At 62.4% G+C, this 10,705-nt stretch carries 9 protein-coding genes and 3 tRNA genes; all 12 read left to right on the top strand.

What is annotated here, in order from left to right:
• Window positions 1-1,366: ammonium transporter (locus PMI40_RS11340; RefSeq protein ID WP_008115328.1), on the top strand; the 1,366-nt coding region annotated here is incomplete at its 5' end.
• Window positions 1,367-1,627: 261 nt separating this feature from the next.
• A complete protein-coding gene (gene gshA, locus PMI40_RS11335) occupies window positions 1,628-2,926 on the top strand; it encodes a glutamate--cysteine ligase (RefSeq protein ID WP_008115327.1) in 1,299 nt (432 codons plus the stop codon).
• Between the two features lie 41 nt (window positions 2,927-2,967).
• Window positions 2,968-3,924 (top strand): glutathione synthase, encoded by a 957-nt coding sequence (gene gshB, locus PMI40_RS11330; RefSeq protein WP_008115325.1) that lies wholly within the window; start codon window positions 2,968-2,970, stop codon window positions 3,922-3,924.
• Window positions 3,925-3,991: 67 nt separating this feature from the next.
• The gene (locus PMI40_RS11325; RefSeq protein ID WP_193365691.1) at window positions 3,992-4,402 is read left to right on the top strand and encodes a PTS sugar transporter subunit IIA; all 411 of its coding nucleotides are present in this window, start codon (window positions 3,992-3,994) and stop codon (window positions 4,400-4,402) included.
• A 36-nt stretch (window positions 4,403-4,438) separates the two neighbouring features.
• Window positions 4,439-4,708, top strand: a complete 270-nt coding sequence (locus PMI40_RS11320) for an HPr family phosphocarrier protein (RefSeq protein WP_008115321.1) — start codon at window positions 4,439-4,441, stop codon at window positions 4,706-4,708.
• Window positions 4,709-4,982: 274 nt separating this feature from the next.
• On the top strand, window positions 4,983-6,773 hold the full coding sequence (gene ptsP / locus PMI40_RS11315) for a phosphoenolpyruvate--protein phosphotransferase (protein WP_008115319.1): 1,791 nt from the start codon (window positions 4,983-4,985) through the stop codon (window positions 6,771-6,773).
• Between the two features lie 308 nt (window positions 6,774-7,081).
• Window positions 7,082-8,221: a homoserine O-acetyltransferase gene (locus PMI40_RS11310; protein WP_008115318.1), complete on the top strand. Its 1,140-nt coding sequence runs from the start codon at window positions 7,082-7,084 to the stop codon at window positions 8,219-8,221.
• The gene (gene metW, locus PMI40_RS11305; RefSeq protein WP_008115316.1) at window positions 8,218-8,820 is read left to right on the top strand and encodes a methionine biosynthesis protein MetW; all 603 of its coding nucleotides are present in this window, start codon (window positions 8,218-8,220) and stop codon (window positions 8,818-8,820) included. The genes PMI40_RS11310 and metW overlap by 4 nt, the downstream gene beginning before the upstream one ends.
• Window positions 8,821-8,862: 42 nt before the next feature.
• Window positions 8,863-10,125, top strand: a complete 1,263-nt coding sequence (locus PMI40_RS11300) for an AmpG family muropeptide MFS transporter (RefSeq protein ID WP_008115314.1) — start codon at window positions 8,863-8,865, stop codon at window positions 10,123-10,125.
• A gap of 128 nt (window positions 10,126-10,253) precedes the next feature.
• Window positions 10,254-10,339: transfer RNA gene (locus PMI40_RS11295), tRNA-Tyr, on the top strand.
• Between the two features lie 69 nt (window positions 10,340-10,408).
• Window positions 10,409-10,482: transfer RNA gene (locus PMI40_RS11290), tRNA-Gly, on the top strand.
• Between the two features lie 46 nt (window positions 10,483-10,528).
• A tRNA-Thr gene (locus PMI40_RS11285) sits at window positions 10,529-10,603 on the top strand.
• Window positions 10,604-10,705: the final 102 nt, after the last annotated feature.

The following is a 10,705-nucleotide window of genomic DNA, read 5'->3' as shown; positions in this document are numbered from 1 at the left end:
CGCTCCTGCGGCTGCCGCGCCTGCAGCACCGGCCGCAGCTGCCGCCGCCCCGGCGCCGGTTCCAAACAAGGGCGACACCGCATGGATGCTGGTGTGTACGGCATTCGTGATCCTCATGACCCTGCCTGGCCTGGGCTTGTTCTACGGCGGCCTGGTGCGCAGCAAGAACATGCTGTCAGTGCTAATGCAGTGCTTCATGATCTTCTCGCTGATCTACATCCTGTGGTTCGTGTACGGCTACAGCATCGCATTCACCGAGGGCAGCGCGTTCTTCGGCGGCTTCGACCGACTGTTCCTGCATGGCTTGACGGGTGACTCCAACGCCGCCACCTTCAGCAAGGGCGTGGTCATTCCGGAATTGGTGTTCGTGGCCTTCCAGGGCGCCTTCGCCGCCATCACCGTGGCGCTGATCATCGGTTCCTTCGCCGAACGCATCAAGTTCTCGGCCGTGATCCTGTTCTCGATCCTGTGGTTCACCTTCTCTTACCTGCCGATGGCGCACATGGTCTGGTTCTGGCCAGGTCCGGACGCCTTCACCGACGCCGCTGCCGCTGAAAAGGCGACTGCGATCTCGGGTTGGCTGTTCCAGAAGGGCGCGCTGGATTACGCCGGCGGCACCGTGGTGCACATCAATGCCGCCGTCGCTGGCCTGGTGGGTGCCTACGTCATCGGCAAGCGCGTCGGTTTCGGCAAGGAAGCCTTCAAGCCGCATAGCCTGACCCTGACCATGGTCGGTGCTTCGCTGCTGTGGTTCGGCTGGTTCGGCTTCAACGCCGGTTCGGGCCTGGAAGCCAACGGCGGTGCTGCCGTGGCCTTCATCAATACCATCCTGGCAACCGCTGCGGCAGTGCTGTCGTGGAGCTTCGGCGAGTGGATCGGCAAGGGCAAGCCTTCGATGCTGGGTGGCGCCTCGGGTGCCGTCGCTGGCCTGGTGGCGATCACGCCGGCGGCCGGCTTCGTGGGTGTGATCGGTGCCGTCGTCATCGGCCTGATCGCTGGCCTGCTGTGCCTGTGGGGTGTGACTGGCCTCAAGAAGATGCTGGGCGCCGACGATGCGCTGGACGTGTTCGGTGTCCACGGCGTGGGCGGTATCCTGGGCGCCCTGCTGACGGGTGTGTTCGCGGCCCCAAGCCTGGGCGGCACCGGTATCTATGACTACGTCGCCAACGCCGTGTCGCCGGATTACTCCATCGGTGGCCAGGTCTGGATCCAGTTCCAGGGCGTGTTGACCACGCTGGTCCTGTCGGGCGTGGTGTCGTTCATCGCCTTCAAGATCGTCGATGTCGTCATCGGCCTGCGGGTGACCGAAGAGGAAGAGCGCGAAGGCCTGGATATCTCCAGCCACGGCGAATCGGCCTACCACTGATCCGATCAAAGGTCTATTCCTTCGGGACCGGCAACGGTCCCTTTGCAAGGCGCCCCGCGGGGCGCCTTTTTTACGTTCGCAAGCCAGCCCAATCCCGAGTAAATGAGTCGGGCTCTTTAAATGCGGTGAGGCGCCGCCATCTACCAGATCCGCTCCCTCCGTGCCTGGCGGCAACGGTGTGTCTTGCGCGATGCAACACGATTTCAGGAATCCGCTAAAATCAGCATACGCCGCCGGCATTTACATATCGTTAAGGTTTATATGGTCCCCCATCTCGTCACCGCTCTGAATGGCCCCCTGCTGGAGCTCGAGAAGAAAATACTGGGTGCCACGCCGGCCATCGAACGCTGGTTCCGCATGGAATGGCAAGAGCACACGCCACCCTTCTATTGCTCGGTCGACCTGCGCAACGCCGGCTTCAAGCTGGCGCCGGTCGACACCAACCTGTTCCCGGGCGGTTTCAACAACCTCTCGCCCGAGATGCTGCCGCTGGCGGTGCAGGCGGCCATGGCCGCGATCGAGAAGTATTGCCCGGACGCCAAGAACCTGCTGCTGATTCCCGAGAACCACACCGGCAACACCTTCTACCTGCAAAACATCGGCCGCTTGATGCAGATCTTCCGGCAGACCGGGCTCAACGTGCGCCTGGGGACCCTGGCGCCGGGCGTGACCAAGTCGCGCGAGATCGAGTTGCCCGATGGCACCAGCATCAAGCTCGAGCCGCTGGAACGGTCCAATAATGGCCGCCGGGTCGGCCTGAAGAACTTCGACCCCTGTACCGTGCTGCTCAACAACGACCTGTCGATCGGGATTCCGTCGGTGCTGGAGGGGCTGCACGAGCAGAGCCTGCTGCCGCCGCTGCACGCCGGTTGGGCGCTGCGTCGCAAGAGTAATCACTTTGCCGCCTACGACGACATCTGCAAGAAATTCGCCAAGATGGTCGAGGTCGACCCGTGGATGCTCAATCCGCTGTACGCCCGCGTGGGCGATGTCGACCTGCAGGAAAACAGCGGCAGCGATGCGCTGGCCGACAGCGTCTCGGCACTGTTGTCGAAGATTCGCAAGAAATACAAGGAATACGGCATCAAGGAACAGCCCTTCGTGATCGTCAAGGCCAACGCCGGCACTTATGGCATGGGCATCATGACGGTCAAGGATGCCAGCGAGGTCAAGGATTTCAGCCGCAAGCAGCGCACCAGGTTGCTGGTCGGCAAGGAAGGCCTGGAAGTCTCCGAGCTGGTGGTACAGGAAGGCGTGCATTCGTTCGAGCGCATCAACGAGGCGGTGGCCGAGCCGGTGGTGTACATGATCGACCGCTACGTGGTGGGCGGCTTCTACCGGGTGCATGCGGACCGCGACGTCAACGAGAATCTCAACGCCCCCGGCGCGCATTTCGTGCCGTTGGCATTCGCCCAGCAGCATGCGTTGCCGGACATGCTGGCCAAGCCCGGCACCACGGCCCCCAACCGCTTCTACATGTACGGCGTCGTGGCCCGGCTGGCGTTGCTGGCGGCGTCGCTGGAAATGGAAAAGACCGACCCCAACCCGGAAGTATATTGAGGCGGCGCCGTGCCAGCCTCCAGGACAGGACTCCAAGCAACATGAAAATCGCCTTTCTCGCCGATCCGCTCGCGACCTTCAAGACCTACAAGGACTCGACCTTTGCCATGATGCGCGAGGCCGCTCGTCGCGGCCACGTCATCTATGCCTTCGAGCAGTCCGACCTGGTGCTCGAGAGTGGCCTGGTCACCGCCGCCGCCTTCAAGGTCACGCTGACCGGCGAAGAGGACGACTGGTATCGTGCCGACAAGCCGGCATCGGTGTTCCTGTCGGAGTTCGATGCGGTGATCGTGCGCAAGGATCCGCCGTTCGACATGGAATACATCTACACCACCTACCTGCTCGAGTTGGCCGAGAAGCAGGGAGCGCGGGTATTCAACAAGCCCGAGGCGATCCGTAGCCACAATGAGAAGCTGGCGATTGCCCAGTTCCCGCAATATACGGCGCCGACCCTGGTCACGCGCGACGAGAAGCGGTTGCGCGCCTTTCATGCCGAGCATCGCGACGTGATCCTCAAGCCGCTCGATGGCATGGGCGGCATGGGCATCTTCCGGGTCAGGGATGATGGCATGAACCTGGGCGCCATTATCGAAACGCTGACCGACAACGGTCAACGCACGATCATGGCGCAGCGTTTTATTCCCCAGATCAGCGCCGGCGACAAGCGCATACTGCTGATCGGTGGCAAGGTGGTACCCAATGTGCTGGCGCGCATCCCCCAGGGGGGCGAGGTGCGGGGCAACCTGGCCGCCGGCGGCCTGGGGCGCGCCCAGCCGGCGTCGGCACGGGACCTGGAGATCGGCCAGGCGCTGGCGCCGATCCTGTTTGCGCGGGGTCTGCTGCTGGTGGGACTGGACGCCATCGGCGACTACCTTACCGAGATCAACGTGACCAGTCCCACCTGCTTCCAGGAAATCACCCAGCAGACCGGGTTCGACGTGGCGGCGATGTTCGTCGATGCGCTGGAGGCGGCAGTGGGCGCGGCCGCAGGTGCGTAAAATGGGTTCGGTAGAGCATGACGGGCTGCTCGGGGCAAAGCGCGTCGCATTCGATGGCAACAAATCCATGGTCGGTATCATTCTATTGACGCACGCCCCGCTGGGGCAGGCATTCCTGGCGGCGGCCACGCATGTGTTCCGCAGCGCGCCCGAACGTATCGAGGCCATTGACGTGATCGCCGACCAGAATCCGGCCGACGTGCAGAAGCTGGCCATCGAAGCGGTCAAGCGTCTCGATGACGGCAGCGGCGTGCTGGTGATCACCGATGTGATGGGCGGGACGCCCTCGAACTGTACCGGTTTCCTGTGCGGACTCGAGAACGTGCAGGTGATCGCCGGCATCAGCCTGCCGATGCTGTTGCGGGCGCTGACCTATCGCAACGACACGCTGGACGTGGTGGTCGAGATGGCATTGGCCGGCGGCCAGAACGGCGCGGTACGGGTCGACAACCGGATCCGGCTGGCCAGCTCGGCCTGAGACGGATTGAACAAGCAAAGCTGAAGAAAGAAAAAAATGATTCAAAAAGAATTAGAGATCGTCAATAAGCTCGGCCTGCATGCGCGTGCCTCCGCCAAATTTACCCAGCTCGCCAGCAAGTTCAAGAGTGAGGTCTGGATGACCTTCAACAAGCGCCGCGTCAACGCCAAGTCGATCATGGGCGTCATGATGCTGGCCGCCGGCAAGGGCAGCGTGGTGCTGCTGGAAACCACTGGTGAAGACGAGCAGGACGCGCTCGACGCGCTCGAGGCACTGATCAACGACAAGTTCGGCGAAGGCCAGTAGGCCGCGGCCGGTTCCGGGCTTGCGCATCGCAGCAATCCGCCTGGAACGTTTCTTGCGATGCCCCGGCTGTGAAGCCGTGCCGTCGATGTGCTGATGCACGGCCTGATCACGTTTGCAGGTAACCTTTTGGTGGGACTGCCGGTCCGCTGGTGTTGGATGGTGCTTTCTCCGCAATCGCACGGATTGCCAAAGATGCCATTGTTCGGTAACGTCGTCGAAGCTACCGCGCGAGACACAGAAGGCGGAATAAGAAAACCAGGCAGGAGATAACGCGATGGCTTCATTCAGCTTACACGGAATAGCGGTGTCCAAGGGCATCGCCATTGGGCGTGCCCACTTGTTGGCGCCGGCGGCGCTCGACGTCAAACATTACCTGATCGCGCCCGACCAGGTCGAGGCCGAGGTGCAGCGCCTGCGCGATGCGATCAAGGCGGTGCACCAGGAGCTGCATACCATCCGCAACGAATTGCCCAAGGACGCGCCGGCCGAGCTGGGCGCGTTCATCGACGTGCATTCGCTGATCCTGTCGGACCCGATGCTGTCGGAGGTACCGCAGAACATCATCCGGCATCGCTACTACAACGCCGAATGGGCCCTGGTGACCCAGATCGACGAATTATCGGCCCAGTTCGACGAAATCGAAGACCCCTACCTGCGTGAGCGCAAGGCCGACATCCAGCAGGTCGGCGAGCGGATACTGAAGGTGCTCACCGGCAGCGCCATCCAGTTGCCACCGACCAATGGCGAGGCCGCCCCCAGCATCATCGTGGTGGCCCACGACATTTCGCCGGCCGACATGCTGCAATTTCGCGATGGCACCTTTGCCGGTTTCGTGACCGACCTGGGCGGCCCCAATTCGCATACCGCCATCGTCGCCCGCAGCCTCGACATCCCGGCGGCGGTCGGTATGCCCAACGCGTCGGTGCTGGTCAAGCATGACGACGTGCTGATCATCGACGGCGACGCCGGGGTGGTGATCGTCGATCCTTCGCCGCTGGTGCTGGCCCAGTACCGCGCCCGCCAGGAACGCATGCTGCGCGAGCGCAAGAAGCTCATGCGGCTCAAGAAGACGCCGGCGGTCACCCAGGACGGCGAACCCATCACGCTGCTGGCCAACATCGAACTGCCCGGCGACAGCGCCGCCGCCTTCGAGGCGGGCGCGGTCGGCGTGGGGCTGTTCCGTTCCGAGTTCCTGTTCATGGGACGGGCCGGCCACGTCGAGAAGTTTCCATCCGAGGAGCAACAGTTCACGTCCTACAAGCAGGCGGTGGTGGCCATGAAGGGCCGCCCGGTGACGATACGTACGCTCGACGTCGGCGCCGACAAGCCGCTGGACGAAGATGAGCAGACCGCCTTGAATCCGGCGCTGGGTTTGCGGGCGATCCGCTATTGCCTGTCGGAGCCGCAGATGTTCCTGACCCAGCTGCGCGCGATCCTGCGCGCCTCGGCGTTCGGCCCGATCAAGCTGCTCATCCCGATGCTGGCGCACGCCTTCGAGATCGACCACACCCTGGGCATGATCGAGCAAGCCAAGCAGCAGCTGCGCGATCGCAGGCAGAAGTTCGACGAGGACATCCCGGTGGGCGCCATGATCGAGATACCGGCTGCGGCACTGGCGCTGCCATTGTTCATCAAGCGCCTGGATTTCCTGTCGATCGGCACCAACGACCTGATCCAGTATGCGCTGGCGATCGACCGCGTCGATCACGAGGTGGCGCACCTGTACGATCCGTTGCATCCGGCGGTGCTGTTCCTGCTCTCGACGGTGATCGCGCAGGGGCGCCGGGCCGGCATCCCGGTATCTGTCTGCGGCGAAATGGCCGGCGACGTCAAGTGGACCCGCCTGCTGCTGGGCATGGGGCTGCTGGAGTTCTCGATGCATCCGGCGCAGTTGTTGTCGGTCAAGAATGAAATCCTCAACAGCGACCTGCGCTTGCTGGAACCCCAGGTCAAGAAGGTCATGCGCGCCACCGAGCCGGCTGCCATCGCCGCGGCGATGGCCCAGCTGCAGGCGCTCACCGCCGAGCCCGAGCCGATCGAGGTGAAGGTGGCGCGGCGCCGGTAATCGGGTGGGCCGGCAAGCAGGCCTGACACGGCTGTCGGTTTGACCAACCCTGCCGAGTTGGGTATTCTTGCATCACTGCGCCGATTTGAATGGTTTCACCAACCTCAGCTTGCGGGCGCCGGGACTGACCTCCCATATAAATGCGGCTAAAGCGAGCTTGGATCATTTCTCCCAAGACGAGCCCGCAAGCAATGCTTCCGGGCTTTTTTGTTGCCGGCAAGCCGGTGGATACCCTACGCTGACGCCAGCGCTCATCCGTGCCCGGACCCTCGGCGCGCGGATGCCTTGCCACTCAAGCAAAGCCATCAATGTCGATCGGAATCGTATCGCCCCAGGTCATGCAGTTTGCCGAACCGCTTCCCTTGCAAGGGGGAGCCACCCTGGCCGACTATTCGCTGACTTATGAAACCTACGGCACCCTCAACGCCGACAAGTCCAACGCGGTGCTGGTGTGCCACGCACTCAATGCGTCGCATCACGTGGCCGGTATCTATGCCGACGAGCCGGACAATGTCGGTTGGTGGGACAACATGGTCGGTCCCGGCAAGCCGCTCGACACCGACCGGTTCTTCGTCATCGGTGTCAACAACCTGGGGTCCTGTTTCGGCTCGACCGGCCCGATGCACCGCAACCCGGCCACCGGCAAGCCCTATGGCGCCGAGTTCCCGGTGGTGACGGTGGAAGACTGGGTCAGCGCCCAGGCGCGCCTGGCCGACGTGCTGGGCATCACCCAGTTTGCCGCGGTCATGGGCGGCTCGCTGGGCGGCATGCAGGCGCTGGCCTGGAGCATGATGTTCCCGGACCGCTTGCGGCATTGCCTGGTGATCGCGTCGACCCCCAAGCTGTCGGCACAGAACATTGCGTTCAACGATGTGGCGCGGCAGGCGATCCTGACCGATCCGGACTACCATGGCGGCGACTTCTATGCCCATGGCGTGGTGCCCAAGAACGGGTTGCGCGTGGCGCGCATGGTCGGCCACATCACGTACCTGTCGGATGACGACATGGCCGAGAAATTCGGTCGCGACCTGCGCTCGGGCAGTTACCAGTTCGGCTATGGCATCGATTTCGAGATCGAATCCTACCTGCGTTACCAGGGTGACAAGTTCTCGACCTACTTCGACGCCAATACCTATCTGCTGATCACCAAGGCGCTCGACTATTTCGACCCCGCGCGCCAGTTCGATGGCGACCTGGCACGCGCCTTCGCCGCTACCCGCGCCGGTTTCCTGCTGGTGTCGTTTACCACCGACTGGCGCTTCTCGCCGGAGCGCAGTCGCGAGATGGTGCAGGCGCTGGTGGCCAACCGGCGCCGTGTCAGCTACGCCGAAATCGACGCCCCGCACGGGCATGACGCCTTCCTGCTGGACGATCCCCGCTACATGAACGTGGTACGGCAATACTATCAACGCATCTGGAACGAACTGGCACAAGAGGCACGGGCATGACCTTCGACGAATTGAGCGCCCTGCGCCCCGACCTGGCTTTTATCGCACATTGGGTGCGCGAGGAGGCCAATGTGCTCGACCTGGGCTGTGGCGACGGCGTGATGATGGATTACCTGCAGAGCGACAAGCGCTGCGTCGGCTACGGGATCGAGATCGATGACGACAAGATCCCCGAATGCGTGGCCCGCAATGTATCGGTGATCCAGCAGGATCTCAACGGTGGCCTGGCGATGTTCGAGGACAATGCCTTCGATGCGGTGCTGTGCCTGTCGGCGCTGCAGATGGTCAAGGACGTCGAGGGCACCTTGCGCGAGATCGCCCGGGTCGGCCGCGAAGTCACCGTATCGTTCCCCAACTTCGCCTACTGGCCGCACCGGGTGGCGCTGCTGCGCGGGCGCATGCCGGTGTCCAAGACGCTGCCTTACCAGTGGTACGACACCCCCAACCTGCGCTGTGCCACGATCAGGGATTTCGAGGCGCTGGCCAACGATGTCGGTCTGGAGGTGCTGGAATGCGTGGCGCTCAAGGATGGCAAGCCGGTGCGCTACCTGCCCAACTGGCGTGGTAGTGTTGCGGTCTTCCGGCTGCGCAAGAAATAGCATTCCCGGCGCGGCCCAACGTTTCGCTTCCTTTTTCCGAACATGACCTCTTCTGCTGTCTCGTGGCGCCAGTATCTCAACCGGCGCATGATGATCTGCGTCTTCCTCGGCTTCTCCTCCGGCCTGCCGCTGTTCATCCTGCTGTCGCTGTTGCAGGCCTGGCTGGCCAAGGCCGGCCTGAACGTCAAGACGCTCGGCCTGTTCGCCCTGGTGATGTTTCCCTACACCTGGAAGTTCGTCTGGTCGCCCCTGATGGACCGGTTTCACTTCGGCCGCGTCGGCCGCCGTCGCGGCTGGATGCTGTCGACCCAGGTGCTGCTGGTGCTGTCGATCGGCGTGCTGGGCATGCTCGATCCGCTGTCGCAGGTCTCGACCATCGCCTTCATGGCCTCGGTCATCGCCTTCCTGTCGGCCAGCCAGGACATCGCCATCGACGCCTTCCGGCGCGAGATCCTGCCCGACGACGAGCTCGGCCTGGGCAGCGCCATCCACGTCAACGCCTACAAGCTCTCGGGCATGGTGCCGGGCGCGCTGTCGCTGGTACTGGCCGATCGCATGCCGTGGGCCGAGGTATTCTGGATCACCGCCGCCTTCATGCTGCCGGGGTTGCTCTGTTCGCTGCTGGTCAAGGAGCCCAAGGTCTACGGCGCGCCGCCCAAGAACCTCACCGAAGCCGTGGTGCTGCCGTTTCGCGAATTCATCACGCGCGGCGGCTGGGGGCATGCGCTGTGGGTGCTGGGCTTCATCTTCCTCTACAAGCTGGGCGACAGCATGGCTACGGCACTGGCCACCAAGTTCTATATCGACCTCGGCTTCTCGATGACCGAGATCGGCGTCGTGTCCAAGACCACCAGCCTGTGGGCCAGCGTGGCCGGCGGCATCCTGGGCGGGATCTGGATGGTACGGCTGGGCATCAACCGCGCGCTGTGGGTGTTCGGGGTGATCCAGGCGGTGGCCATCCTCGGCTTTGCCTGGCTGGCGCATGTGGGCGCCGATACCCCGTCGCTGGCGCTGGTGATCGGGTTCGAGGCATTCGGCGTGGGCCTGGGCACGGCGGCGTTCGTGGCCTATATCATGCGCGAGACCGATCCCCGTTATACCGCCACCCAGTTCGCCCTGTTCACCAGTTTGATGGCGGTACCCCGCACTTTCGTCAATTCTTCGGTCGGATTTGTGGTGGCCGAGACCGGTTGGCTGATTTTTTTCATCATTTGTTTCGTTCTTGCCTTGCCTGGAATGCTGATGTTGCCTAGAATTGCGCCCTGGAATGAAAGGCCGGTTGAGTCGCAGTCAAAAATAGTCTGAAGATTCGAAAAAACGTAGCTGCGTCATTCCACCGGGCAACTATCGCTTGTGTCGACAAAATATAAGTATTTCGATATTTATTGTTGACTTCCGAAAGATGTTCATCTATAGTTTTGCGTTCCCTGCGCGGAGAGGTGGCCGAGTGGTTAATGGCAGCAGACTGTAAATCTGCCCTCTTACGAGTACGCTGGTTCGAATCCAGCCCTCTCCACCATTTAGCGGGAAAGCAGAACGAAGTCCGAGATCGAGAGATCCGGCGGATGTGAAGTGAAGGTTGGTCCTCGCGGGTGTAGCTCAATGGTAGAGCTGAAGCCTTCCAAGCTTATGACGAGGGTTCGATTCCCTTCACCCGCTCCAAGTTTTGGCTGGCTGCATGTTTGGATGTTGTGCGGTCGGCAGAAATGCCCTTGTAGCTCAGTGGTAGAGCACTCCCTTGGTAAGGGAGAGGCCACGTGTTCAATCCACGTCAAGGGCACCAGTATCTTGAGTCGTTTCGCTGGGGCAAGTCAGCAATCAGTCGGGCGTATTGCCTGGACATTCTCATCAAATAGTTAGGAGTCTAAAATGGCAAAAGGCAAGT

The sequence above is a fragment of the Herbaspirillum sp. YR522 genome, from assembly GCF_000282575.1.
In the GTDB taxonomy this organism is placed as follows: Bacteria; Pseudomonadota; Gammaproteobacteria; order Burkholderiales; family Burkholderiaceae_D; genus Herbaspirillum.
Note: the sequence above shows the minus strand (reverse complement) of the source record. Positions and strands in the feature narration are given on the sequence as shown.

Excerpts from the sequence above, each read along its gene's own strand:
- PMI40_RS11320 (WP_008115321.1), top strand. The coding sequence starts at position 4,439 with ATGATTCAAAAAGAATTAGAGATCGTCAATAAGCTCGGCCTGCATGCG.
- gshA (WP_008115327.1), top strand. The coding sequence starts at position 1,628 with ATGGTCCCCCATCTCGTCACCGCTCTGAATGGCCCCCTGCTGGAGCTC.
- metW (WP_008115316.1), top strand. The coding sequence starts at position 8,218 with ATGACCTTCGACGAATTGAGCGCCCTGCGCCCCGACCTGGCTTTTATC.
- ptsP (WP_008115319.1), top strand. The coding sequence starts at position 4,983 with ATGGCTTCATTCAGCTTACACGGAATAGCGGTGTCCAAGGGCATCGCC.
- PMI40_RS11325 (WP_193365691.1), top strand. The coding sequence starts at position 3,992 with ATGGTCGGTATCATTCTATTGACGCACGCCCCGCTGGGGCAGGCATTC.
- PMI40_RS11310 (WP_008115318.1), top strand. The coding sequence starts at position 7,082 with ATGTCGATCGGAATCGTATCGCCCCAGGTCATGCAGTTTGCCGAACCG.
- PMI40_RS11300 (WP_008115314.1), top strand. The coding sequence starts at position 8,863 with ATGACCTCTTCTGCTGTCTCGTGGCGCCAGTATCTCAACCGGCGCATG.
- gshB (WP_008115325.1), top strand. The coding sequence starts at position 2,968 with ATGAAAATCGCCTTTCTCGCCGATCCGCTCGCGACCTTCAAGACCTAC.